This is a genomic window from Streptomyces sp. NPDC005878, from assembly GCF_040629815.1.
In the GTDB taxonomy this organism is placed as follows: Bacteria; Actinomycetota; Actinomycetes; order Streptomycetales; family Streptomycetaceae; genus Streptomyces.
Map to the genome: position 1 here is coordinate 40518 of NZ_JBEXWK010000037.1, position 23708 is coordinate 64225.

The following is a 23708-nucleotide window of genomic DNA, read 5'->3' on the forward strand; positions in this document are numbered from 1 at the left end:
TCCAGCCCGTGACGAATCCGGTGGACAGTACGGTACTGGGTCGCACTGACAGCCGTGCCGGATCCGGCCAACCCCCGCCGCATCGGGCCGCTACGACGCGCTGGTGGAGTGCTCGTCGCGGGCGGGCGACCGGCCGAGGACGTCGGCCGCGATGACCAGCGGCATCAGCAGGACGACCGAGATCAGGCCGACGAGCGCGGCGAGGTGGAGTACCGCTCCCAGCAGTCCGAGCAGCACAGTGACCAGCGGCACGCCACGGCCGCCAGCCACAGGGCGAGAGCGAGGAGTCCGTACCCGGCGACGAGGGCGGCTCCGCACACGAGCGTGGCCATCACTGCCATGGCGAGATGCGGCAGACCGCGCCGGACGAGCGGCCCGGCCGCGCGCAGCAGCAGACGGATGACGGTGCTCAGGATCCAGGTCACCGGTTTACCCCGGAGGAGGCGGGCCCGGCGGCCAGGGCCTGTGCATGGGCCTCGTCATGGCCGGTGGCCGCCGCCGGGCCGGAGGCGGCCGGGGCAGTAGAGCGGGCCATGGCCTCCTGCAGGCGGGCGCGGATGTCCTCCTCATCGAAGGGGACGCCGGCAGCCCGGGTTTGCTGCAGGGCGCCGAGGGCGCGGTTGAGCAGGTCACTCTCGGCGCCTGCGGTGGCGCGGCGGTGCGCGGGGACGGGCTGCTGGAGCTGGTAGTTGATCTGGCCGTTCAGTGCCTCGGCCGCGCGCTCCAGGGTGCCGAAAGCCTCGATGACGCGGCGCTGGGTCTGCGCGGCGGCGACCGGCGCGAGCGCCTCGGGCAGATCACGCGGCACGGGGGCGGGGAAGGCCAGGCGGCCGAGCGCGTCGTGCATGAGGTGCAGTTGGCCCTCGCGGGCGGCCAGGTAGGAGGTCGCGGCGTGCAGCAGTTCCGGGTCGGCGACGGTGCTGTCCTCGGCTCCGGTGGCGGCGCGCTGCGCGGCCAGGTCCTCGACGGCGGCGGCCGCGGTGGCCGAGTTCTCCCGCCAGGCGGCGGCCGGGCCGCTGGTGGACAGGTCGCGGGTGGGGATCGGGAAGGCGTCGAGGAGTTGCCGCGCCTCGCTCTCGCGCCCTGAGTGCGCGGCGGCTGTGTAGGCGCGGACGGTCTCGCGGGCCTGGGCCAGGTGTGCGGCGCGCGGCGCATCGAGGACCGGGGCGGCGCGCAGCAGGGCGCCGTCGGCTCGCCGGTCGCGCAGGTAGTCGGTGAGGTCCGGCTCGAGGACGGCCCGCAGCTGCTGGGCGGGCGCGTCGCGCAGGGCGATCTGGTCGAGCAGCCAGTCGGCCATGGGGGCGAGAGCCGGGACGTCGGCGGCCAGGGACTCGACCGCGTGCCAGTCCTCGATCAGCTCGATGCGGGTGCGGTAGACGCGCTCCAGCCGGTCCAGGAGATCGACAATCCTCAGCCCGGTTGAGACCACCAGGTCGGCGGTGGGCTCGTCCAGTTCGCCGGCACGCTCCAGGCTCGGGGTGAGTACGGAGGGCGGTGGATAGCTGGCCAGGGCGCGCATGTGACAGGTCCAGGCGGCGGCCGCAGCGATCCACCCGAGTTCGAGTCCCTGCTGCGCCTCGGCGTTTCTGCGGTAGAACCAGCTGGCCAGTTGCTCGGTGAGCCGGGCCTCGTCGCTGGCCGGATCGTGCATCAGCTCGGCGGCGAGTTCGCCGGGGGTGTGCTCGCGCAGGACGCCGGACTCGGTCGTGAGGATGGCCAGGTGCCGTACTCCGTCGTCCAGTTGAAGCCAGCGGCGCAGGGTCTCGGCCCGTCCGTGGGTGACGTCCTGCAGCGCGATGCGGGTGAGGTCGGCGCCTGCACGGGCGATCCCGCTCTCCCCCACCCGGGGCGCCTCGGTGCTCTCGAAGCCGGCCGGCTCACTGCCCTCCGCTACCCACACCAGGGCGTACGCGTCCGGGCCTCGCTCGGCCAACCAGGCACGGAAGTCGTCGGGGAGGGGAGTGGGCTGCTCGCTCATCGAGGGGACCTTCTGCTCGGCGGTGGGGTGCCGCGCGGCCCGTGGACGGCGGCTGGCGGCAGCTTGCCCGTGCCGATGATCTCCACCGGCCAGGCCGCCGCAACAGGTCCGCCCTGCGGGAATCGGAAAGGAACCAACCGCAAGCGCGTCCCGTGGGGCGGGACGGGGCCCGGGAAAGGAGCGGGCGGGGCGGCCCGGTCGAAGGCGCCCGGCCGGGGGCGTTGCCCGGACTGCGTGCGGTCGTTGGACGCAGGCGTGACTGCCCTTCTGTCTCCCCCCGTACACGATGCGTCCGCTGCCACTCCCCTGCTGGCGGCCCTGCGCGAGCTCGCCGAGCGCGATCCCCAGCGGGCGTACCGGTTGATCGACGACCTGGGGTCTTCCAGTTGGTCACCAAGCTGCCGGAGGTGACTGGGGCATTCGGACGGATCGATCTGCATGCTTACGGACGAGCGCACACCTTGCTGGACGACGCCGGGATTCTGATCAGGCAGGCCACCGCTGTTCTTCTGGGACTTCCCGCAGCCGGGCCGCGGGCCGAGCGGGAGATGGTGACGCAGGCTCTTGCTGCACCGGACGTGGATCCGGCCGACCGCACCGGGCGCCGATCGGCCACCCCGCGCCGTGCCGCCGTGGTGGCGGAGGATGCGGTGTGGGACCGGGCGGTGGTCCGGTTCCGCCAGGGCCGCCCGACGGCCTGGAGTTAGCCACGGTCGGCGGGTTCGGTGTCCTGCCAGATCCGCACCAGGGTGAGGCCGGGCCAGCGCCACGGGCGACGCTCGAGGGCGAACAGCGCGCGGCGTACCTCGCGCTGGATAGGGCGCTGAGCGGGGAAGTCGAACTGCGGCTGCCCGATCAGCCGTGCGCCGCGGGCGCGGGCGTACTACCCGAGGGCCCCGGCCATCTGTTCCAGAAGGCTCGCGCTGAACGCCGCGTCCCGGCCGTCGGCGTACCGGAACCCTGTGTAGACGAAGCCCGGGGAGGTGTCGGCGTAGCCGGGACGGGGTGGCATTTGCTCGTCAGCGTCCCTGCCCGGAACGCCGGCGGGGGCGCTGCGATGCGCGGCGCGGGCGCCGCACGAGGGCCGCGTCCCTCTCGCCGGGGGCCGAGGAGAAGCCGCCCGCGATGCCCGGCCGGGCGGGGGTGGGCACCTGCGCGGCGGGCGCGGCGGTGCGCTCGGGGCGTGCGGCGCGGGCCACGATGGTGGCGTTCGGGATGAGTGGGGCGCACATCTCGCAGACCTCCTCCAGGCTCCACACCCGGCGCACGATCGGGTCATGCCGCAGGATCAGCACCACCCGGCCTGCGCAGGCCGTCTTGGTGGCGGAGTGGGCGCCGCATCGCTGGGAGCCGCAGTGGCAGTAGGCGTTGGGGTTGACGGTGGCGGCCTTCGCGTGCGCCTTGGCGTGCGCGGCGGCGAAGGTGCGCAGCGCGGTGAAGTCCTCGGAGCGGGGCGGCATCCGGCACGCCTCGGTGCTGCAGGTGACCGAGGCGGCACGGCTGCCGTGGCCGAGGATGCGGACCGTCCAGGCCCGTCCGGGGGTGCGCTCGGTAGAGGATTCGCTGTAGGCGGTCGTCACGGCCGTCCGTTCTGGTTGCTGAGTTGCACGGTGATGTTGCTCCACTATGTGATACCCGCCGGGGCGTTGGGCAGCCGGTTTCCGGCGCTGTGCGGCGCGGGTTTCAGGCGGTGAGTCGGCCACCTTCACCGGTGTCCCATCACACGGCCGCCCCAGCACGCCGGGCGAAGGCGGACCGCCGGGTCGGGCAACTTGGTGGCACCCGGACGGGCCTTGTGATGCAGTGTCCCGGTGGCAACGAACCCGAGACGGCGTCTCGCCGAGGCCACCGCGCACGTCGTACGGACGGCGCGGTCGACGTGGAAGGACGACGGCTTCTTGGCGCCCGCGCTGGAGGAGGCGGCCGGCCAGTTGCTGGCTCGTCGACGCGCCATTGGCGGACAAGCCGACCTGAGATCGTCCGTCCCCCGTTCACTGGTGTAGTGGTCGGGGTCGGGTGCTCGATCCGCGACCGCCCTGCCCGTCGCGCGTGAGATCGGGGAGAGGCTGAGCGACATCCCACTCGATGAGCTCACCCTCCTGTCGCTGGTAGAACGCCCTCTTCTCCGCCTTGCGACGGTCGTAGTCTTCCCGGCCGTGGATGCCGTAGACCTCGACGTAGGCGGCGGGCGTCACGTCGGTGAGGACGAAGTCGGGCAGCCGGCGTCCGTGGTGTCGTACCGCAGGGGCTTGATGAAGGAGCGGCGGCCGGCGAGCGCGTCGGCCATGACCACCTCGTAGGAGGAGTCGGCCGGGATGTAGGTGCCGGTGGTGAGCATCGCGGCCAGGTCGACGGCGACGAGGTGCCCCTTGGGGCTGCGCTCGACGACGAACAGGGCGATCCGCGTAGCGCCGTGCTCGGCGGCCGCCTTGCCGAAAGCGTGCCGGTAGGAGCGGGTGGCCCGCGCGTGCAGGGCGGCGCGCGCGTAGAGCGGGGTGCGCTGGTGGGCCAGGCGGTAGGCAACGCCGTACTGGGTGAGCGCCACCTCCTTGACCTGTCCGAGGATCAGGGCGCGCCGTTCGGCCGTGCCGTGGCGTCCCAGGCGTGCGCGAAAGGCGTCCAGGGCCGCAGCGTTGGCGTCGGCTGCCGCAGGAGTGAAGGGCGGAACGACGTAGAGCGTCTCGTCCATGCTTCGCCCGTTCAGCGTGACTTCCCGCAGTTGTAGGTGGAGTCGATCGTGGCAGGTGCGCCAGGTGCGGCGCCCATCCTGCGGGTGCGAGACGTTGAGGCGGGCCTGTTCCCACAGCCAGTGCAGCAGCCCGAGCAGGCCGACGGATCGCCGCACACCTGACTCGTCGCCGGTCTCTTGCGCCTCTCTGTCGTGGTGTTCGGGCTTGGCCAGGAGGCTGGTGAGCGCCGTGGCCAACCGGATGCTCACGCCGTCGTCGGTCTCCCGGATGGCCTGCGTGCTGTAGCGGTCGCGGCCGGAGTGGCCGGGACCGAGTTTGTGGAAGGGGCAGTGGGAGTCGTGCTGTTCGCCCTCGCCGGGCCAGCCCGCGAGGTGGTAGCGCCCCGCGCGGGTGCAGCGGATCACCAGGCGCAGGGCGGGCCGGCGGCACAGGCACCAGGCGTGGCCGACCTCGGCCCGGGCACGGGCGAACAGCGGAGCGGACTGGACGGAGTGCTCGCGCAGCCAGGCCTGCTGTACGGTGCGGCCCGCGAGCTGGATCCGTCCGGGCCCGGTTGTAGGTGCCATGTCCGTCTGCCTTCGGTCGAGAAGACGAGGCCCGCCGGGGGCCGATTCTTCGGATGCGAGGGGTGCCGGTGGTACGGGTCAGCGGGTCGGGGGCCGGTGTCCGGGCCGGTTGGTGTCGGGCGGGGGCTGCTGGCGCAGCGGTGAGGTCGGCGGCAGCAGGGCGGCGCGTTGGGCGGCGGTGCGGGCCCGCATCTCCTCGAGGCGGCGCTCGACGCGGGCGTGGGTGTACAGGTCGATCGCGTCGGTGAGGTGGTCCCATTCCTCGCCGTCCAGACCCGCCGGGCGCGGGCCGAGCACGTCGGGGCCCGCGCGGTGGTGGCGGCGCCGGTAGTCGCCGATGGCGGTCAGGAGCTTGGTGTAGGTGCGCTGCTCGTCCTCGTCGTCTTCGCCGGGGGCGGTGATCTCCTCCATCCAGGCTTCGGGCAGGGGCTCGCCGGCGAGCACGGCGGCCAGGGCGCGCCGGGCGAGGCGCGCATCGAGCGCGCCGTAGGACAGCGGGGCGATGCCGAGGGGGTCGCGCAGGGCCGGGTGGTCGGGCAGCGGGCCGCCGGGCGGCGGCGCATCGAGGTGGCTGAGGGCCGCTTCGATCATGACGGAGGCGGGTGCGTCGGGCGGCGGGAGGTGCACCGGGCGGCGGCGTCCGGTCAGGGCGCGGACCCGGGCGTCCAGGTCGTCCCAGGCCGCCGCGTCGTTCGGGTCGGCGGGGCGCGGGCCCAGACCGGGCACGCCGGTGATGGCGTGGCGGGTGCGCCACAGTTCCACGAGGGCTGCGGTGGTGGCCCAGGCGTGGCGGCGGCGCGGGGCGCTAGTGGGCGGCGGATTGCCGAGCGGGCGGGCCCAGGCGGGCGGGGCGGCGGCCAGGGTGTGACCGCGGTCGGCGAGCGAGCGGGCCAGGATGCGGTGGCGCTCGGCGAGGTGGGTGGCCCAGTGCTCGGGGGTGTCGGGGTGGACCAGGGCGTGGGAGTCGGCGACCCAGTCGGGTATCTGCGCGCGGTGGTTGGGGCGGTGCGGGGCGTGGTCGGGCAGGCGTTCGCGGAAGCGGAGCTCGGCGTAGATCTTGTCGGAGACGGCGTCGGCGCGGGCCAGCGCGGCACGCGCGGAGCGCTGGCGGTCGGCCGTGGCGGTACGCCGGGTGGCCAGGGTGCCGCGGATCGCGCCCAGCGAGGTGGCGCCGGGGGCCGCGGTGGAAGTGGCCCGCTCGCGCTGGAAGTCCTCACGGGCGGCGTCGCGCCAGTTAAGAGCGCGGCGCAGTTGCGACTCGCGGGTCAGGTCGGCAATCACGCGGCGGGCCGTGTCGGACAGCGGGGTCTTGTTCTTCTGGGCGTGGCGGATCTGGGTGCGCGCCATGGCCATGTCGGCGGCCAGCGCGCGGCGGGTCAGCTCGCCCATGGGGCGCTGGTCCCAGGCGGGGTGGGTGTGGCCGCCACGGGTGGTGACGGGTGCGGGCAGGTTGGTGAAGGCGGCGTCGGCCGCCAGCAGCGCCTCGCGGGCGGCGGCCCGGTGGGCGGCTGCGAGCTTGGTGAGGGTGTGCAGTTGGGTCAGGGTGAGCGCGGCCAGCGGGCGGGAGTTGCCCTCTTGTTGGGCTTCGACGGCGTCCTGGAGGCGTTCGCGCAGCCGCCAGGTCAGCACCGCCGAGGGGTCGTCCGCGTCGCCGAAGCCGCGCCGGGGCACGGTGTTTCGCAGCAGGCGGGGCAGGTCGAATCCGGCGCGCTCGGCGTCGTGAAGGGCGCGGATCAGGGCTGGGTAGGCGTCGGCGGCCATGAACATCGCGGCCCGGTCGGCGCCGAGGGTGTGCTCGAGCAGGCCGGTCAGCCGGGCGGTGGTGGCGCGCTCGGCGACGTCGGCGAACTCCGCCGAGAGCTGCCCGGGCGCGGCGATCTCCTGCTGCAGGGCGGCGATCGACTCGGTCGCCGACAGTTGGGCGCGGCGCCGGGCGGCGATCGCCGCGAGGACGTCGTCGAGGCGGTCGCCGTCCTCGATCGCGACGTAGAGGCGGTTGGTGCGGGCGCCGCGGGTCAGCTGGACGTAGACGCCTTCGCGGTTGGATCGGGCGGAGGCGATCGCGTGTGAGGTATCCACGGTCATGCCCTGGGAGCGGTGGATGGTTGAGGCGTAGCCGAGCTCGCACTGGGTGGTCAGGTAGTCGGCGGGCAGGCGGATACGGCCGCGGTGCTGGGTGTGACGGACCACCACGTCCCCGTCCGGGAGGATTTTCTGGACGGTCCAGGTGTCGCCGTTCTTCACGAAGTCCCGTCCGCCGCGCACGGTCATGCGGCGGCGGTTGAGGCGGGTGACGATGATGTCGCCGACGTGCGCACGCTGCCCGGCGCGCAAGGGGGCGGCCCACCTGGTGTCGACGGTGCCGGCGGCGATGTGATGGGCCTGGGCACGCAGGTTGAGCGCGGTCACCGTCGCGGTGTCGGCGGCCGTCATCAGCGAGGTGAGTCCCTTGGCCAGGTCTTTGGCCCAGGCGTTGAAGACCATGTCGCACATCGACTCGTAGGTTCCGGCGACGATGCGCCCCTTGTCGCGGTACCAGTCGAAGACCGCCCGGGGCTCCTCGCCGTCGCGCAGGATCAGGGAGGCGTCGGCCTCTCCGGGTACGCGGAAGCGGTGCAGCTGGTCGAGTTCGATCGCGCCGCCGGCCCGGGAGATGAGCCGCAGGGCGCCGCCGGCCTCGACGGCGGCGAGCTGGTGCGGGTCGCCGAGCAGGCGCACCACTGCCCCGGCGGCCGCCGCATCCGCGAGGATCCGGTCGAGCAGGAGGGTGCCGGCCATGCCAGCCTCGTCGACCAGGACGACGTCGCCGGGGCGTAGCTGGAAGTCCTTCTCCACCGTCTTGCCGTCGGCGGCGCGGCCGCGCTGGTGCAGCCAGGAGTGCAGGGTGTGGGCGCGCCGGTCGAGGTCGCTGCCGAGGACTTTCGCCGCCCGGGAGGACGGGGCGAGCGGGATCAGCCGTCCGCCAGCCGCGTCCACGGCGCGGGCCACCAGCTTCATCGCCGTCGTCTTTCCCGCGCCCGCCGGGCCGAGGCCTGCCAGCAGCAGCTGCTCGGACAGGACGAAGGAGGCGGCGAGCGCGCGCTGTCCGGCGTCCATCGGGCCGCGGCCCAGGGCGGCGACGCGGTTGAAGGTGCCCCGTCCGACCGGCGGGATCACGCTGGTGCGGGCGGCGGCCAGCAGCCGGTTCTCGGCGGCGAGCAGGGAGTGGGTGGTGTAGGTAGCTGAGCCGATGGGCCGGTAGATGCTGGTGCCGTCGGGGCGTTGCAGGTCGGGGTGTGGGGGGTTGATCTCGGGTGGGGTGATGTCCAGGCAGTCGCCGTGGGCGAGGACCCGGTCGGTGATCTGCTCGGCTGCCTGCGGCGCGGCAGTGGCGCCGCCCAGGGTCCGCATCAGGTAGCGGCGTGCCTCGGCCAGTACGTGGCGGCGGCGGAACGTCGTACGCCGCTCGGTCACCGCGGCCAGGACTTCCTCGGCCGCCGCGGCGGGGTCGAACGCGGCCGGGGCGGGCCGGTCCTCCGCGGCGGCGCGGGCGGTGGCGAGCAGGTTGTCGACGACCGTGCGGTCGGTGGCCGCGATCGCCCGGCGCCGCCAGTCGGCGAGCAGGTCGTCCAGAGATCGGGCCTGCCTCTTGGGCGGGCGGGTCTTCACGGTGGCCTGCCACTGCAGCCGGGTCCTGGCCGGCCGTGCGGGCTGGCGGCCGTGGCGGCGCCGGTAGGCGTCGAAGAGGGACTCGGCCATGGTGCGCACCGCGGTCGAGCGCTGCGCGAACGCGGCGCGCAGCCGACGGTCGATGCCGACGATCTGCATCACCGGCCGCTGGCCGGGGGTGACCTCGACTTCCTCGGCGGCAAGACCCAGCCGGGCACAGGCGAGTTCGAGGGCACGCTGGTTGAACAGCTCGCTGGCGACGACGACGTCGCGCAGCAGGAGCCGGGAGTCCAGGTTGCGCCAGCGCCCGTCGGGGCCTTTCACGCGCGGAGATATGACCGCGTGTTCGTGCAGCATCGGGTCGCCCGCGCGGGATTCGTAGTGCAGATGGATCGCGGCCAGCAGCCCGGGTTCGGCCCGCTGCTGGGCTACGCCGCCCGGGCCGGTGCGCACCGCGAGGGCGTTGTGCTCGATCCAGGCCAGGGCTTCGGAGCGGGCCTGGGCCAGGACCTCGAGGACGATGCGGCGCACCTCGGGGCCGCCGAGCGCGAACAGCAGTGAGAGTTCCTCATTGGAGAAGCACAGGTCGTATCCGGTCACGGCGCGACGCTGCGGGCCGCTGCGGGCGGCCAGGTACCGGCCGAGCTCGGCGCCGTCCGCGGGGGTGCGGTGGTACTCGGCCTCGAAGGCGCGCGCCGCACACCGCATCCGCACGTCTCGCGTCTCGGCCTTCGTCAGCGGGCGGCACAGCCGCTGGCTGACGTGCTCCAGGACCTGCTCGATCTCCTGGTCGAGCGGGGAGAGTTCGGCCAGGCTCGGTACGGCCGGCCCGAGTTTGGCGGCCTTCATGGCCTGCTTGCGTGAGGCCCCGGCGGCCAGTTCGCGGGCGGCGATCTCCTCGGCGTCAGGGTGCATGCCAAGTCCGAACAGGGCCCGCATCTGCGCGTCGGTCACGAGCCCGGACAGTCCAAGAGCGCGGGCTCCTTGCCCGTGCCACACCCCGGGGGGCACCCCGGGCACGCTGGAGGACACCGTCAGCTCGGCGCCAGGGGCGCCGTCGCCGCGGGCGATGTTGCGCCGGTAGTAGCGCTCCCGCCCCGCGGTGAACGCGTTCGCTGTCATCCCCACGACGCCAGAAGATCACCGCGTACAGGGCCGGTGCGGGCGAAGACCGGCCCGGGGACCCGATCCTTCCAGGGCCCGAAAAACGACCTTCGAACGCGTCCCGCCGGAAGGGAAAACGCCCTTCGAGCACGGGCAGGCGTCAAAAGTGCCAGAGGTGTACGGGGACCGACCCGTCACCGGCCGGCGACCACACAGCCACGCCCTCACCAACCCCGACCACCGACCGGCACCCCTGGCCTCCACACACCACCGGCACCCATCGACACACCGGGTTCCGGCACCACCCCTCCCCACGAGCCACCCCTTGCCCGGGTCCTCTCCCCCGGCCGCCCGGTCGTCGTCCCGTGAGCGGGACCGGGCGCAGCGACGGGCGTGCTACGGCCTGGGACGCGGGTGCCTTGGCCGCCCTGGCGGGGGTGCGGGCGGCTGAGACTGACCGGGCGCCTGCCACAGGGGTGGGCGCGAGATGCCGGGAGGTGGCTGTGATGGCGTCGAGCCGGACCAAGGGCAAGGGGAAGAACAGCGCGACGCTGGCGCGCCGGAAGGCGGCGCTGGCGCGGGCCGCGGAGCGGATGGCCGAGCGGCGGCGGGAGGCGGAGGAGGCGGAGGCCCAGCGACTGCGCCAGGAGGCGGCGTTCGACGAGCTGGCGGCCGACTTCGAGCTGGCGGTTCAGGACGAAGCGGCGGCGATCGCTGAGGTGGAGGAGGAGATCGCGCGGGTGCGGGAGCGCGGCCAGGTGCGCATCGACGCGGCGAAGGCGGCGGCGCGGGTCGTGCTGGCGATGGGGGAGGCCGGGGAGACGGTGGCCGGGTGCGGGCAGCGGTTGGGTGTGGGGGTCGAGCGGGTCAAGGAGCTGCGGCGGCTGGGGCGCGAGAGTCTGGCCGCGGAGGGCGCAGCACCGGAGAAGGGGAAGGCGGACGCCCCGGGGAAGGCGGCGGCCGCGGGGAAGACGGTGGCACCGCAGCAGGAGACGGCGGGCGGGCCGGGCGGGGAGCGGCAGCTCGATGGTGGGCGCGGGTCGGGGCAGGCGGACGCGGTGTCGCGCGGGGCGGGCGCGGCGCCGGTCACCGCTCCCCCGGTGACGGCTCCGGCTGATTCCCCGGCGCCTGCGGCCGCTCCGGTCCGGTCCGCTCCCCCGGGTGTTCCCTCGGCCGGTACGCCGGCGGGGCCTTCGGGGGCAGCGGGTGGGGGCGGGGCGCGGCCGGGGTGGCCGGAGTCGTCGCGGTGACGGTGGAGTGCCGGGGGCATGGAGTGGCCCCGGCTGCCGCGCGGGGCGGTGGCCGGGGCCGGGGGGTCCGGGGGGTCAGCTCTGCTGGTTCGACCAGGGTGCGGCGGACCGCTGCGGGGCGGCGGCCTGCGGGGCGGACGCCTGCTGCTGAGGCGGGTAGGCGGCGGTCTGCTGCTGGGGCCAGGCGGCCGGTGCGGCGGGCTGCTGGGGCGCGGCCTGGGGCGGGGGGACGTGGCCGGTGAAGCGTCCGGGGTCGACGTCCTTGAGGTAGACGGTGACGGTGGCCTGGTCGGCGACGATGATGCGTTCGTGGATGCCGGGCGGGGTGAGGATCCACCAGATGGTGTCGTCGCGGCGCTGGGTGCGGCGGATGAGCGGCGGGGGGAGGGTGACCTCCTCGGTGATGTCGGTGTCCGGGTTGGTCTCGGGGACCGTGATGTGGTCGACGGTGCTGAAGAGACCTGCATACGCGGCGAGTTCGTTGATGGTGGTCTCGTGCTTCACGGCGCTCCCCCCTTCTGGTTGTGGCCTGGGCCTGCGGGTTCGCTTGGGACGGTAGGCGGGCCGGGGAGCGTGCGGGGCGTGCAGGGCGTGCGGGTGCCGGGGGGCGGGATGCGGGTTGGGGTGGTGGGAGCGCGGGACGGGAAACACGGCAGCGGCCCCGTGCCGGGACGGGTGTCCGGGCGCGGGGCCGCGAGGGGGTGGGGTTACTTGGTGGTCATGGTGAGAGCCATGCCCTCGTCGTCGTGGGTGATGTGGAGGAGGAAGCGGGTGGCGTGGTCGGGGGCGGTGCGGAGCAGGTCGATCAGGATCTGGCCGTCGGGGAGCGGCTGGGTCAGGTCGAGGGTTTCGTGGAGGTCTTCGCTGCCGAGGACGGTGGAGGGGTCGGTGTCCGGTCCCCAGTTGTCGGCGTAGACGATGTGGTGCCACTGGCCGTCGGCGTCGCGGGTGTTGGGGGTGTTGTCGATGCCGTTGCTCATGAGGAAGGTGCCGTCGCCCTTGATCCACCACAGGCGGGGGCGGGCGTCGGGGTCGCCGGGGCCGAGCGCGTGCTCGCGGGCGGCGACGGCGAGCTCGGCGATGGAGCGGACCTTGTCGAGCGGGAAGGCGAGCGTGCAGTCCTGTCGGGCGGGGGGCTGGTAGTTCTCACCGAGGACGTCGCGGAGCAAGGCGTCGAAGTCCTCGGGGGTGGTGGGGGCGGTGGGGTTGGTCATGTCGGGTCCCTGGCATCGGTCGGTGTGGAAGGGCGCGCGGGGTCGCCGGCGGCGCGGAGGCCGGGGCGGGCGCGTCGGGTCCGACGGTGGGGTGGCGGGGAGTTAGCGCGGCAAGGGACCGGCCCCCGGCCTCCTGGTGCGGGGGCCGGGGGCGAGGTGGGGTGGAGTCAGTCGTCTTCGGGTTCGAGGTTTTCGGTGCGGGTGGTGCGGTCGGCGCAGCTGCCGCACTCTCCGTCGTAGCCTTCGCCGTCGCCGGTGGACTCGCCGCAGTCCTCGTTGCGGCACAGGTCGTCCAGGATCGCGGTGGCGACAGCTTCGGCGAGGGTGGGCAGGTCGTCACCGTCGAACTCGGCGCACGGGTCGGCCCATCGCTCGTGCTGGAGCTGGAGGGTGCCCTCGACCACGGACAGGGTGTAGATGCCGGTGTGGCGGGTCTTGTTCTCCAGGTAGCCGACGACCGCGTACGTTCCGGCGGACGCGTTCCAGTTGGTGCTGTCGGGCTCGTTGAGGATGCGGGCGGCGACGCGGGCGATGTCGGAGATGTGGAAGTCGGCGTCGGGGAGCGGGTCGTCGATGAGGGTGTCGTCGATCTTGTCGAGCTTCGCGGCGGCCGGGACCAGGTCGAGGCCGGTGATGGTCAGGCGGCCGACCGTCAGGTGCGGGTTCGTGGAGCTCGATGGTCTCTGAGCCCTCCAGCGCCAGTTCGTGCCGGGCCGCGGCCTCTGTGGGGGCGTTGACGTAGACGGTGATCAGGCCGGGGACGAGGAGTGCGTACGTGATGCCGGGGGCTTGGTCGGCCGGGCCGGTGGCGGTCGGAGCGTGCTGGGTGTGGGTGGTCATGGGGCCCCTCGTGGGTGTGGTGCTGGGTGGACGTGCCGGCGCGGGGCGCGGCGGAGCACACGGTCGGGGGCGTGGGCGTTAGGGCGACAAGGCGGCGGGGGCGGCTTCGGCCCGGTGCGGGACGCGGGCCGGGGGTGTCCCGACACCGCGGGGCGTGGAGGGGGTGGGGTACGCGGGCGGCCCCGTGCCGGGACAGGTGTCCGGGCACGGGGCCGTGGGGTTGCTCGGTTACTCGGTGATGTAGGTCAGGTCCATGTACGTGTCGTCGAAGGTGGCCTTCAGCACGAAGCGGGTGGCGCCGTCGGCGGCGGCTTCGCGGAGCATGCCGAGCAGGGTGGTGCCGTCCTCGAAGACAGGGGTGGTCAGGTCGATGGATTCGCGGAAGTCGTCACCGCCGAGGACGGAGCGGGCGTCGGTGCCCGGCCCCCAGCCGTCGGCGTGGACGACGGTGGGCAGGCGGCCGTCTGCGTCGCGGGTGTCGGTGGGGTCCTGTCCGTTGCTCATGAGGTAGGTGCCGTCGTCCTTGACCCACCACAGGCGGGGCGCGGCCTCGGTTTCCGCGTAGCCGAGCTTGTGCTTGTCGGCCGCGGCTGCGTGCTCGGCGGCGGCGAGGACCTTGGCGAGCGGGAAGACGAGCGTGCAGTTCTTCTGCCCGTAGGCGGTGTTGGCCATGACGACGTCCAGCAGAGGGTCGGTGCTGGTGTCGGGGAGCGGCGGCACGGTCATGTTGCCGAGGAACTCGTTCAGCCAGTCGGGGCGCTGGTCGGCGGGCAGGGCGAGCAGTCGCCGTGTCTCGGCCCGGTCGCCCAGGGCGGCGGGGGCGTCGCCGGTCAGCTCGGCGGTCAGGTCGCGGAACCACTGGGGGCGGTCGCCGGGGTCGAGGGCGAGGAGCGCCTCGACGTCCTTGATGTGGCCGGAGGGGATGGGGTCGGTCGTCATGAGTTGGTCCCGGGGTGTCGGTGGTGGGTGCTGCCGGGCGCGCGGGCCGGTGTGGCCGGGCGGTCGGCGGGCGACACGGTCGGGACGGCGGGGCTTAGAGGGGCAAGCCCGGCGGAATGCGGGGCGGCCCCGTGCCGGGACGGGTGTCCGGGCACGGGGCCGTGAGGGGCGAGCTGGTCAGTCGCGGTGGGTGACGCGCGGGTCGGTGAGGGCGACCAGGGTGGTGGGCTCGGGGACGGGCGAGAAGCCGTAGGAGTCGACGCTCAGGTGAACGGTGCGGGCATCGGGGCCGGTGATCTTGATGACGTCGCCGACGGAGACGGAGCGGATGTTGCCGGGCCAGGTCTGGCCGTTGTCGTCCGCGCCCTGGTCGTTGCCGACCTCGAAGGCGGCGTCGGCGGCGTCCTCGTAGCTGCGGATGCGGTCGCTGGCGCGGAAGACCAGGCGCAGGGCGCTGTCGTCGCGGCGGGTGGCGGCGGCGAGCGGGTGGTGCGGCTCGTAGCCGTCGAAGTTGTCGTCGTGGGTGTTCATGTAGACGGTGGCGGTGTACACGGCCGGGGCCGGGGCGCTGCCGACGGCGTCGGCGTCGGCGATGCGGGCGGTGACGGTCAGGGGGCGGGTCACGGCGGTCGTCACGGCGGTACTCCCATCGGGTGCGGCTGGTTGACGGGAGTGACGGTGGGGCGGCGGGGGGTTAGGCGGGCAAGGCGCGGCGTGGTCGGCCGGGTACGGGAGCGGCCCCGCACGCGGTGGGTGCGGGGCCGGGGGCGCTGGGCAACGGTGCGGTGGTGTTCAGTCCCGAGAGAACGTCAGGGTCATTTCGGTGTCGGCGGTGTCGGTCCGGGTCAGGGTGATGGTGCGGCCGCAGGGTGATCCTTCGATGGAGTCCCACACGCCGTTGCTGGCGAACCTGTTGATGTCGGCGGGCAGGTGTTCGTGGCTCATGGGGACCTCGAAGTGCTGGCCGGTGGAGGGCCGGTGGGAGGTGCGTGTCCAGCTGCCGGGGGTGAGGTCGATGGTGACGTTGCCCAGGGCGGTGGTGAAGGTGGTCATGGCGGGGGCGGTGCGGGGGCGGGTCACGGCGGTACTCCCATCGGGGCGCGGCTGGTTGACGGGAGTGACGGTGGGGCGGCGGGGGGTTACGCGGGCAAGGCGCGGCCGGGGTGTGGGCACGCGGCCGGCCCCGTGCCTGGGGACGTGAGGTCCAGGTGCGCGGGGCCGGGGCGATGCGTGAGTGGTGGGCTGCTGGAGTGGTGACAGCCTGGCCCGGGGGTTTAGTCGATCACGCGGCGGGCGGCGCGCTGCCAGTTGGCGGGCAGCCCTTCGAGTGCCCGTTCCCGGGCCTCCTCGGGGCGCAGCTCCGGCTGCTCGTCGCCGTCGTCCCCTTCGTCGTCGGGGTTGTGGCTCTTGAAGGGGCAGGGGGTGGCGGCGTCGGTGTCCTCGTAGCGGGCGTTCAGTTCGGCGGGCAGGAACGCCCAGTCGGTGGCGGGGTTGGTGTAGCGGACGACGGCGACGCGGCCCGGCCGGGGTGTCGCGTCTCCCTCGCGGGTGTGGACGGTCGGGCCGAGGTAGGTGATGTGGCCGTGGCCGTAGGGCTCGGGGATCGTCTGGCCGGGCGTGATCTCCTTGCCGGTGGTGGCGTCGACCAGTCGGACGCCGGAGTTGTGGTCGGGGAAGGCGGGGATGGTTCGGGCGGTGAAGTCGTTCATGCTGCGCTGCTCTCTGGGGCGGGGGTTCAACGGGGCGCGCGGTCAGTGCGCCGGGCCGTAGGTGTGCGGGGCGCGAAGGGCGTCACTGGTTGTCTTCCTGGGCGCGGGGAGCCGTGTCGGTGCGGGGGCCGAGCCAGTAGAGCAAGGAGTTTTCGCGTTCCCCGGTCTCTTCGGGGGTCAGCTCGGGCTCCGTCTGCGGCGCGTCGGCCACGTCCTCCTGCCAGCAGTCAAGGAGGGTGTTCAGGGAGTTGATGATCCCGGCACGTTCTCCGAGGCACTGGTCGAGGGCGCTTGCCGGAGGTGCCCAGACAGGGCTGATGGCCAGGTGCCCCGCGTCGAGGAGTTCGCGGCGTACCGCGATGCTCCGGGCCGTCGTGTCGCTGATTTCCCTCAGGTTTCGCTCGACGAGCACCAGTTGCATGCGGATCAGGCGCAGCGGCCGGGCCAGGGGATGTGTGCTGTCCAGGAGCGCGGGCAGGTCGAGGCCCGTCTGCCTGCGGATGAGTTCGTCCGCGCTGCTGGGGAGCAGGCGGTCCGGGTCGTGCTGAACGGTGGTCATGGGCGGTGTCTTCCGGGTCTGGGCGTGCAGCAGGCGCGGGCCGTGGCCGGCCCGGTGCGCGGACGGGGCCAGGGGCGGGCGTGGGGCGTGGGGTCGGCGGCGCTTGCGCATCGCGGTCGGGGTCCTTGTCCGGGGCGGGCGGGGGCGGGTTGGTGGTCACCGCTCCCCCGGCCGGTGTGGGGACCGTGGCCGGGTAGGCGCCAACGGACGCAAGCCGGCCGAGGGGGTGGGGTCAGGCGTAGGAGGGGTCTGCCATGGTGGGGCCGCTGTCGCCGGGCTTGCTGGCTCCCGCCACGTAGCTCCATCCGGCCACGGGGTAGTAGCCGGTGCAGTCCGGGCGGCAGGGTTCCTCTTCGTGGCCGAGGAAGTTGCCGCCGCAGGCACAGGACTCGGACCACTCGGTGATGACCTGGACGAGGTGCCCGGGGGCGGGTCGTTCGTCGGCGGCGCGCAGGAGCTCGCCGACGTTGACGGGGCGGCGCAGCGGGTTGTGGGTCACAGAGCCTCCTGAACTGGTGCCACTTGGCGGGTGGGCGGAGAGCCCGGGGGCGGGGTGGTCACCGCTCCCCCGGGCCGGCGCTTCGTACGGTGGCCGGGCGCGGGGCAAGGGCCGCAACCGTGGGCGGGGTCGGTGAGCGGCAGTGGCCCCCGGCGCGCGGAGGGTGCGCGCCGGGGGCCGGGTGAGGGTTACAGCGTCTTGGGCTTCGGCTTGCAGGGGCGGGGGTGGCTTGCGGCGATGTCGAGGATCTTGCGGACGCAGTCGGGGTCGCCGCTGATGTGGACGCGGAGTCCGCACCGGCTGCAGGAGAACGTTGCGGACTTGTACGGGGGGAACAGCCGGGCGCGGGCGGTGCGGAGCAGGTGGGCGAGCATCGCGGTCGGGGTCCTTGTCTGAGGCGGGTGGGGCGGCCGGGGGGCGGGTTGGTGGTCACCGCTCCCCCCGGCCGGTGTGCTGACCGTGGCCGGGGCGGGGCCAACGGCCGCAAGGCGGCCGGGGCGTGCGGTCAGCGCGCCGGGCTGTAGGTGTGCGGGGCGAGGAGGACGAGGGCGTCCGCGATGGGGCCGATCATGTCCGAGGGCAGGGACGCGTTCTGGAGGGCGGCCAGGGCATCGGGGGCGTCCATGTCCTGGATCTCGTGCATGAGGTCGGCGTCGTCGGGATGGTCGGAGGCCACCTCGCGCGCGGCCCTCAGGACGGCGTCGAACAGGGTGTGCGCGGCCTCCTCGGCGGCCGTCGGTTCGGTGGCGCCGGAGGTGAGGGGGGCCAGGTGAGGGGCGACGCGGGCGGCGGCCCGGTCGGCGGCCGCGTGGAGTTCGGCGTCGGACAGGCGCCGCACCAGAAGGTGGGTGTGATGGTCGGTGACCTCGTAGCGGACGTGCTCGTGGCGCAGCACGGTGCGCATGAGGCGGTGGTCGCTCTCGCGCTGGTAGGCGTCGGGGCCGAGCGCGGTGAGCTCGACGACGGGGCCGAGGTGGGGGTGGTCGAACTCGCGGGCGGTGAAGCCCTGGCGGGGGGTGTCGGGGCGGGTCCCGTAGCGCAGGCGGGTGAGCTGGTGCGGCTTGAGGTAGGCGGCGATGGTGTTCGCGCGGGCGGGGCGCGCGGTCGTGGAGTGGGTGATCGGCTTGCGGCGTTCCGCGTTGCCCTCGGCGTTGGTGTAGGGGGTGGCGAGGGGGGCGACGGTCCAGCTGCTGTAGGGGGTGAGGTGGGCGACGGCCCAGGCGCGGGCGTCGTTGTCGGTGGCGAACGGCCCGTAGGAGTGGAGGGCGACCTGGCTGCCGGTGCGGTCGGGGTCGGTGGCGACGACCATGGAGGTGTTGGCGAAGGCGCCGCCGACGAACTGGGCGTCGACGGTGGCTATCGGGTCCTGGTCGAGGTTGAGGACGGTCGTCAGGTGCAGGAACATGCCGGGCTGCCTCTCGGGCTCGGAAAAGGGGGATGCCGGGGGCCGCACCAGATCGCCTTGAGGGGCGTGGGGTGCGGCGGCCGGTGGCGGCACTGTCGCGGCCCGGCCGGCTAGAGCGGCAACCCGGATGCCGGACCCGGGGCCGGGTGGCCTGCCTGCGGGGCCCGCAGGGTGCGTCAGGGAATGGCGGTCGCGGAGGGGACCGCGTAGCCGGTTGCGGCAGGGGCGGTGAACGCGAAGGCCCACCCCGGTGAGTCGGGGTGGTCCTCGTGCGTACGGGGGTGCGGGGTGTCAGCGTCCGGCGATGATGTTCTGGACGGCTTTGACGACGTGGGCGGTGTCCTGGGCGAGGTCGGGGCTGGTGGACTGGTAGAACTCGGTGAAGTTGCCGTCGTCGTTCTTGGTGTCGGGGTAGTAGACGGCTCCCCAGCCCTGGTGCTCGCTCGGGCGGTAGTGGATCTCGTTCTCCTTGGCCCGGCCGATGACGCCACCGATCCTGATGATGCCGTGGTCGCCGACCGGGATGGCGATGTAGTCGCTGCCGCTGTCGCCGTCGGGGCGGGCGGTGATACCGGCGCGGCTGAGGGCGTTCTGCAGGAACCGTCCGGCGGTGGGGGTGGGCATGGTCGTGGGGTCCTTCCGTCGTGTGGAGGGGTGCGGTGGGACCATGCGCAGGAGTGGGGGCAAGGCCCGCAAGCGTGCTGGCGCCGGGAGTGCGGGCCCGAGGCACGGCAGGCGGCCCCGCCTGCGGGGTGCAGGACGGGGCCGGTAGCCGGGGCGGGGTGCGGGAGGTCAGTGGACGGTCTGGCCGGGGTTGTTGCCGTGACGGTCGCCGCGCTGGATGTCGCCCTCGATGTAGGTGATCATCGATCCGTCGGGGGCGCGCATCGTGTAGTAGATGGAGGACTCCGCCCAGACCTGTTCCCAGCCCGCGGTGTGCAGGGCGTCGCTGACGGTCTCGTCTCCACCGGAGCCTGCGAAGAATCCGCGGTCGGGGCCGTGGCCGGTGGCCAGGATGCGCAGGACGTCGTCCGCGTTCTTGGCGGTGCGCAGCTCCTGGAGCTGTTCGGCGATCGCTGCCCAGAAGGTGTCGAGCGTGTCTGGCATGGTGCGTCTCCCTTGTTCACGTGGTGGTCGCGCCGCTCCGGGGCCGTGGCGTGCCGGTGCGGCAGGCGGAGGTTCTCGAGCGGGCGGCCAAGGCCCGCAACCCCGCCGGCCGCAGGGGCGCGGCGGGGGCGGCCGGTGGTCAGGGGGCGGACTTGGGCGGCTCGGGAAGGGAGAAGACGCGACGCGGGAGGCGGGGCGGCGGCTGGTCGGGGAGGACCTTCTCGGCCAGGGCCTGGACCCAGTCGGGCACGCCGTCGGTGAATTCGACGGGGTGGTAGAAGCGGCGGCTCGTCCACACGTCGAGGGTGCGGCGGCGGTCGTCGACCCGGCGTCCCCGGATCGTGAGCGTGTCCACTTCCCAGCGCTGGGTGTCCTCGGCCGGGAAGTGGGCGCGGAGTTCGGCCTCGAACTCCTCGGCTCGCATCTGGTGCGTGCCGTCCCGGGTGGTGGCGAGCAGCGGGGGGCGGCTGATCGTGCCGGACACGGTGAACGTGGTCTCGGGTGTGCTGAGACGGATCTTCACGTGGGGCTCCTGGTCGATGAAGGGGGGAGGTTCCCGGCGCCGGAGGGGGCGCCGGGTCAGTGGGTGGGGTCGTCCTCTTCGGGGCTCCAGTGCTGCCACGGCCACAGGCCGCCGATCCGGTACCGGCCGTCGGCGTCGGGGCGGATAAGGCGGCCGGGGCGGCCCGGTTCGGTGCGCAGGCGCGGGTCGGAGGAGATGAGCAGCGCGTCGTGCAGCCACTGGCAGGTGAGGTGGCGGCCGGTGTGGCTGGTGGCCAGGTCGGCGGCGATCTGCTCGGCCGTGGTGCGGGTGACGCTGATGGCGTCCCACGGGCCGAAGGCGCGGGGAACGGGCAGGGCCTCGTAGGGGCCCGACTCGCCGTCGTCGTCGAGGGTGAACAGGTCGGGGAGCAGCGGGGCGGAGTCCAGCGGCGGCAGGGACGCGGCGGTGGCGGCGGGGATGAACGCGACGGGGGTGTTGCGGTAGACGATGACGCAGTCCTCGCGGTCGTCGGCGTCGTCCAGGCACAGGTAGCGGTCCGCGGTGGCGCCGTGGGTGTGGATGTCCTCGCACTCCTCGCACTGGGCCGGGCAGGCGCCGAAGCGGCGGGGGTGGGCGGTGAACGCCTCAAGGACGTGCTCGGCGTAGCGGGTGCCGGGGCCGTCGGTGAAGTAGGCGACGACGACGTCGCCGGGGCTCACCTGGTGGGCGCGGACCACGGCGGCGTGGTGGAGGGTCATGCCGTCGGGCAGCGGCCGGTAGCGGTCGGTGAGGGTGGTTGCGGGGCGGTCGGTGAGTATGAACTGGTCGGTGCTGCCGGGCAGGGACAGGGTGCGCTCGGGCACGGTAGGGGCCTCTTCCGGGAGTCGCGGGCGGTGGCGGGGAGGGGGTGCCGGGCCGCCCCAGGGGGTGGGGGCGGCCCGGCCGGCCGGGGGCTCAACCGCTCGGTGAGGGGGTGCGGGAGCGCCTTCCGGCAGCACCGACACTGCCCTGGGCGGGATCAAGCCCCGCAACCCCCTCATCACGGGGGCATGCGGCGGCCCCGAACCCGGGGCGGGATGCCGGGGGTTCGGGGCCGGTGGGCGTGGTGCTGGTCAGGCGGCCGGGATGGTCAGCAGGTGGCGCAGCCGGTCCAGGCCGGTGGCGTTGCGGCCGCGGCGCTCGTGCGCGGCTCGGCGGGCCTGGGCGCGGCGGTGGCTGGTGTAGGGGAGCTGGAAGTCGCGGACCAGGGTGCTGTTGCGGGCCTGGATGCGGGTGGCCTGCTCGGTGGTGATGTATGCCTCGGCGACTTCGTCGAAGATCCGCCGGGCGGCTGCCTGCGGGCAGCCGTTCAGGAGGGGAGCGGCGTCGGGGCCTTCCTCCTCGAACGCGGTGATCGCGGCGGTCACGAAGGCGAGGTGGGCCGGGTTCCTGCATTGGCCCGCGGTCTCCCGCAGCCCGTCCAGGACGTGCTCGAACTTCAGGACGTAGCCGCTGCGTGTCACCTTCATGAAGTCCTCCAGGGGAGTGTGTCTGCCGTGCCGGGCGCTGCCGGGCTGGGGCGGCCCGAAGGGGCGGGTGGGGTGGTCACCGCCCTCTCCGGGCCGCTGGAGCGAACATGGCCCAGCGCGGGGCAAGAGGCGCAAGGGGCGGGGCGAGGCCCTCAGCGCCGGGGGCGTCCGGCGCGTTCCTGACGGGGCGGCATCGAGCGGTCGGGCTTCGGGAACGGGACGGCGCGGCCGTACGCCCCGGAGCGCCACGCCGTCGCTGCCGCCATGCCCCCACTCCGGATGGCGGCCTGCTGCACGCGGGTCCTCCACTCCCCTCTGGTCACGCGCGTCTTGAGCGAGGGCGCGGCGCGGCGCAGCCCGGACGGGCGCGAGCGGGCGAGGCGGGAGCGGGCGGCGTCGACGGTGCGGCTCGTCGAGCGCGGGCCAGCGGGGCGCCGACGGCGGTCGGCGTAGCGGGGCGAGCGGGCGGTGCGGGCGCGGAGGGTGGCGGTCATGACGACGTCCTCGAAAGGTCGTGCGGGCAACGGGGCCCGGGAGCGGGCGGGGTGCCAGGGGCCCGGAGGGGGCTCCTCTCTCGCGGGAGGAGCCGGGTGATCACTTCGCGGTCCTGGCGTCTGCGGCCGGGAGGTCCTCCCCATTCACGCGGTCCGGGTCAAGGGCGGTCACGGAGGCGTAGGGTGCACGGTCCCAGGGGTAGGCCAGAACGTTCGTGTCCTCGTGGAACAGCGCGGCGGCTTCGGCGACCGGAACCGTGGTGAACCCGCGGGCCTGCCAGTCGTAGCGCCAGGCGTAAGCGTCGTCCAGGTCCCAGTCGGGGACGTCGGCGTGGACGGCGACGATCAGGGTGCTGCCGGTGTCGGCCAGGGCGCGGTCGACCGCGGTGGTGAATTCCGCCAGGTCCACCGTGGGATACAGGCCCGAGGACCAGCTGTCGAAGGTGTAGAGGGGAAGTTCGAGTTCCGGCCAGTCGGGGGCCGGGGTACCCGCTCCGGTCGGGCGGCCCTCGATCACGACGGGCGCCTGGCCGGTGTGCAGGACGACGGTCAGACGCTCGGGTGCGAAGTTCCGCTCACGCCGGCTTGCGATCATGACCGCACGGTCGACAACGGTACGGGCAATGGACATGACAGTTCCTCTCGGCACGGGCACGGGTAGGTGCTGGTGAGCGTGCGGGCCCGGTGAGCAACCCCCGCAACTGCCGCGCGGGGCGCCGTCGCCCGCCGCGTCCGGCCGACAGCACTGCGCACCGCGGCGGCCCCTTCCCCGGGTGTGGTCCGGGAGAGGGGACGCCGACGGTGCGCAGTGCTGTCGATCGGTGAGGAGACCGCCTCGGTGGTCAGGCGCAGAGCGCCGGGGCTGCCGGGGTGGCTGGGGCGGCGGGGTGGAAGAAGACGTCACCGGCCGGGGAGTGGAGCGTGACGATGCCGGTGGGCAGCTCCAGGTGGACGCTCACGGTGCGGGTGCGGGTGATCTGCCGGGCCAGCTCGCGCAGCCACGGGCCGGAGACCGGCTCGGTGTACGTGAACGCGCCGTCACGCAGGCTCAGCAGGCGGCTGCGGCTGGTGTAGCAGTCGCCGGTGATCAGGTTCGTCTCGGTGGGGGTGAGCCGGTGGACCAGGGCGAACCGGCTGCCCGGCCGGTGCCGGGTGTGCCACCAGCCGGTGACGGTCCGGTCGTCCAGGGTCAGGCCGCCCGGCCGGCCGGGGACGATCCACCGGCCGTCGTGGCGCAGCCACTCGTTGCCCAGCGGGCAGCTGAGGCTGTCGCCGTCGCGGAAGGGCGGCAGCGTGGTCTGCGCCCGGCCGGTGCGGGCGAGGGTGAAGAAGTCGGCGGCCGCGATGCGGGGGCCGTCGGAGGGGGCCGGACGAACGGGCGCTGCCGGGGCGGTGTGCGGGGCGGCGGCCGTCGGGTGAGCGGGCGCGGGCATGGCAACTCCTGTGCAGGGGTGGCGGGAAGAGTGCGAGAGCGCATCCGGCCGGGCTGTCGCCGGTGGGCCTCGACCACCCCCGGCCGGGGCCGGGGGTGGGAGCCGCGTTCTCGATGCCCGCACACTGGCCTGGCGGCAACCAAGCCGGGCAACCTCCGGCGTCGGGAGCAGCGACGCCGCAGGGGTGACGTGGACAGCCCGCCTCCCGGGTATGCCGGAGGGCGGGCTGGTAGGTGGGCCGCAGCGCCGGTCAGGTGGCCGGGCACGTGCGGGCCGGGGCC

The 23708-nt window shown here is 74.0% G+C and carries 29 protein-coding genes; 3 read left to right on the plus strand and 26 right to left on the minus strand.

Going from position 1 to position 23708, the window contains the following annotated elements:
• Window positions 1–90: 90 nt before the first annotated feature.
• The 3 genes from ABZ404_RS34815 to ABZ404_RS34825 are packed head-to-tail and all read right to left on the minus strand — an operon-like array spanning window position 91 to window position 1978.
• Complete coding sequence (locus ABZ404_RS34815; RefSeq protein WP_358835382.1) at window positions 91–237, minus strand: hypothetical protein; 147 nt, start codon at window positions 235–237, stop codon at window positions 91–93.
• Window positions 183–425 carry a hypothetical protein gene (locus tag ABZ404_RS34820; RefSeq protein ID WP_358835381.1) on the minus strand — a complete coding sequence of 81 codons (243 nt, stop codon included), beginning with the start codon at window positions 423–425 and terminating at the stop codon, window positions 183–185. Before ABZ404_RS34820 ends, ABZ404_RS34815 begins: the two co-directional genes overlap by 55 nt.
• Entirely contained in the window at window positions 422–1978 is a 1557-nt protein-coding gene (locus ABZ404_RS34825; protein ID WP_358835380.1) for a hypothetical protein, read from the minus strand. The genes ABZ404_RS34820 and ABZ404_RS34825 overlap by 4 nt, the downstream gene beginning before the upstream one ends.
• Before the next feature lie 386 nt (window positions 1979–2364).
• Here ABZ404_RS34825 and ABZ404_RS34830 point away from each other — a divergent pair, with 386 nt between their 5' ends.
• Window positions 2365–2685, plus strand: coding sequence for a hypothetical protein (locus ABZ404_RS34830; protein WP_358835379.1), 321 nt, complete (start codon window positions 2365–2367; stop codon window positions 2683–2685).
• A 176-nt stretch (window positions 2686–2861) separates the two neighbouring features.
• Here the strand turns inward: ABZ404_RS34830 and ABZ404_RS34835 are convergent, their stop codons facing one another.
• On the minus strand, window positions 2862–2990 hold the full coding sequence (locus ABZ404_RS34835) for a hypothetical protein (RefSeq protein ID WP_358835378.1): 129 nt from the start codon (window positions 2988–2990) through the stop codon (window positions 2862–2864).
• A gap of 7 nt (window positions 2991–2997) precedes the next feature.
• Window positions 2998–3558: a hypothetical protein gene (locus ABZ404_RS34840; RefSeq protein ID WP_358835377.1), complete on the minus strand. Its 561-nt coding sequence runs from the start codon at window positions 3556–3558 to the stop codon at window positions 2998–3000.
• Window positions 3559–3789: 231 nt separating this feature from the next.
• On the opposite strand from ABZ404_RS34840, the gene ABZ404_RS34845 reads away from it, so the two are divergent.
• Complete coding sequence (locus ABZ404_RS34845; protein WP_358835376.1) at window positions 3790–3981, plus strand: hypothetical protein; 192 nt, start codon at window positions 3790–3792, stop codon at window positions 3979–3981.
• Between the two features lie 188 nt (window positions 3982–4169).
• Here ABZ404_RS34845 and ABZ404_RS34850 read toward each other — a convergent pair whose 3' ends face one another.
• Window positions 4170–5234 carry a DUF1173 family protein gene (locus ABZ404_RS34850; protein WP_358835375.1) on the minus strand — a complete coding sequence of 355 codons (1065 nt, stop codon included), beginning with the start codon at window positions 5232–5234 and terminating at the stop codon, window positions 4170–4172.
• A 78-nt stretch (window positions 5235–5312) separates the two neighbouring features.
• Window positions 5313–10004, minus strand: a complete 4692-nt coding sequence (gene mobF, locus ABZ404_RS34855; RefSeq protein ID WP_358835374.1) for a MobF family relaxase — start codon at window positions 10002–10004, stop codon at window positions 5313–5315.
• A 488-nt stretch (window positions 10005–10492) separates the two neighbouring features.
• On the opposite strand from mobF, the gene ABZ404_RS34860 reads away from it, so the two are divergent.
• Window positions 10493–11236 (plus strand): hypothetical protein, encoded by a 744-nt coding sequence (locus tag ABZ404_RS34860; RefSeq protein ID WP_358835373.1) that lies wholly within the window; start codon window positions 10493–10495, stop codon window positions 11234–11236.
• A gap of 75 nt (window positions 11237–11311) precedes the next feature.
• Here ABZ404_RS34860 and ABZ404_RS34865 read toward each other — a convergent pair whose 3' ends face one another.
• From ABZ404_RS34865 to ABZ404_RS34955, 19 genes are all read right to left on the minus strand, one after another.
• Window positions 11312–11740: a hypothetical protein gene (locus ABZ404_RS34865; protein ID WP_358835372.1), complete on the minus strand. Its 429-nt coding sequence runs from the start codon at window positions 11738–11740 to the stop codon at window positions 11312–11314.
• Window positions 11741–11943: 203 nt separating this feature from the next.
• Window positions 11944–12450, minus strand: a complete 507-nt coding sequence (locus ABZ404_RS34870; RefSeq protein WP_358837767.1) for a hypothetical protein — start codon at window positions 12448–12450, stop codon at window positions 11944–11946.
• Between the two features lie 167 nt (window positions 12451–12617).
• Window positions 12618–12854, minus strand: a complete 237-nt coding sequence (locus ABZ404_RS34875) for a hypothetical protein (RefSeq protein ID WP_358837766.1) — start codon at window positions 12852–12854, stop codon at window positions 12618–12620.
• A 664-nt stretch (window positions 12855–13518) separates the two neighbouring features.
• On the minus strand, window positions 13519–14229 hold the full coding sequence (locus ABZ404_RS34880; protein WP_358837765.1) for a DUF3085 domain-containing protein: 711 nt from the start codon (window positions 14227–14229) through the stop codon (window positions 13519–13521).
• Between the two features lie 177 nt (window positions 14230–14406).
• On the minus strand, window positions 14407–14865 hold the full coding sequence (locus ABZ404_RS34885) for a hypothetical protein (protein WP_358836392.1): 459 nt from the start codon (window positions 14863–14865) through the stop codon (window positions 14407–14409).
• A 156-nt stretch (window positions 14866–15021) separates the two neighbouring features.
• Window positions 15022–15309 (minus strand): hypothetical protein, encoded by a 288-nt coding sequence (locus tag ABZ404_RS34890; protein ID WP_358836391.1) that lies wholly within the window; start codon window positions 15307–15309, stop codon window positions 15022–15024.
• 194 nt (window positions 15310–15503) lie between these two features.
• Window positions 15504–15938 carry a hypothetical protein gene (locus tag ABZ404_RS34895; RefSeq protein ID WP_358836390.1) on the minus strand — a complete coding sequence of 145 codons (435 nt, stop codon included), beginning with the start codon at window positions 15936–15938 and terminating at the stop codon, window positions 15504–15506.
• 82 nt (window positions 15939–16020) lie between these two features.
• Window positions 16021–16497 (minus strand): hypothetical protein, encoded by a 477-nt coding sequence (locus tag ABZ404_RS34900; protein ID WP_358836389.1) that lies wholly within the window; start codon window positions 16495–16497, stop codon window positions 16021–16023.
• Between the two features lie 232 nt (window positions 16498–16729).
• Window positions 16730–16996, minus strand: coding sequence for a hypothetical protein (locus tag ABZ404_RS34905; protein ID WP_358991289.1), 267 nt, complete (start codon window positions 16994–16996; stop codon window positions 16730–16732).
• A gap of 188 nt (window positions 16997–17184) precedes the next feature.
• Window positions 17185–17370, minus strand: a complete 186-nt coding sequence (locus tag ABZ404_RS34910; protein ID WP_358836387.1) for a hypothetical protein — start codon at window positions 17368–17370, stop codon at window positions 17185–17187.
• Between the two features lie 131 nt (window positions 17371–17501).
• The gene (locus ABZ404_RS34915) at window positions 17502–18401 is read right to left on the minus strand and encodes a hypothetical protein (RefSeq protein WP_358836386.1); all 900 of its coding nucleotides are present in this window, start codon (window positions 18399–18401) and stop codon (window positions 17502–17504) included.
• Between the two features lie 291 nt (window positions 18402–18692).
• Window positions 18693–19025 carry a hypothetical protein gene (locus ABZ404_RS34920; RefSeq protein WP_358836385.1) on the minus strand — a complete coding sequence of 111 codons (333 nt, stop codon included), beginning with the start codon at window positions 19023–19025 and terminating at the stop codon, window positions 18693–18695.
• A 168-nt stretch (window positions 19026–19193) separates the two neighbouring features.
• Window positions 19194–19508 carry a hypothetical protein gene (locus ABZ404_RS34925; RefSeq protein ID WP_358836384.1) on the minus strand — a complete coding sequence of 105 codons (315 nt, stop codon included), beginning with the start codon at window positions 19506–19508 and terminating at the stop codon, window positions 19194–19196.
• Between the two features lie 139 nt (window positions 19509–19647).
• On the minus strand, window positions 19648–20031 hold the full coding sequence (locus ABZ404_RS34930) for a hypothetical protein (RefSeq protein ID WP_358836383.1): 384 nt from the start codon (window positions 20029–20031) through the stop codon (window positions 19648–19650).
• A gap of 56 nt (window positions 20032–20087) precedes the next feature.
• Window positions 20088–20855: a hypothetical protein gene (locus ABZ404_RS34935; protein WP_358836382.1), complete on the minus strand. Its 768-nt coding sequence runs from the start codon at window positions 20853–20855 to the stop codon at window positions 20088–20090.
• 249 nt (window positions 20856–21104) lie between these two features.
• Window positions 21105–21500, minus strand: coding sequence for a hypothetical protein (locus ABZ404_RS34940; RefSeq protein ID WP_358836381.1), 396 nt, complete (start codon window positions 21498–21500; stop codon window positions 21105–21107).
• Window positions 21501–21652: 152 nt separating this feature from the next.
• On the minus strand, window positions 21653–21994 hold the full coding sequence (locus ABZ404_RS34945) for a hypothetical protein (RefSeq protein ID WP_358836380.1): 342 nt from the start codon (window positions 21992–21994) through the stop codon (window positions 21653–21655).
• Between the two features lie 100 nt (window positions 21995–22094).
• Complete coding sequence (locus tag ABZ404_RS34950) at window positions 22095–22589, minus strand: hypothetical protein (protein WP_358836379.1); 495 nt, start codon at window positions 22587–22589, stop codon at window positions 22095–22097.
• Window positions 22590–22836: 247 nt separating this feature from the next.
• Complete coding sequence (locus ABZ404_RS34955) at window positions 22837–23427, minus strand: hypothetical protein (RefSeq protein WP_358836378.1); 591 nt, start codon at window positions 23425–23427, stop codon at window positions 22837–22839.
• Window positions 23428–23708: the final 281 nt, after the last annotated feature.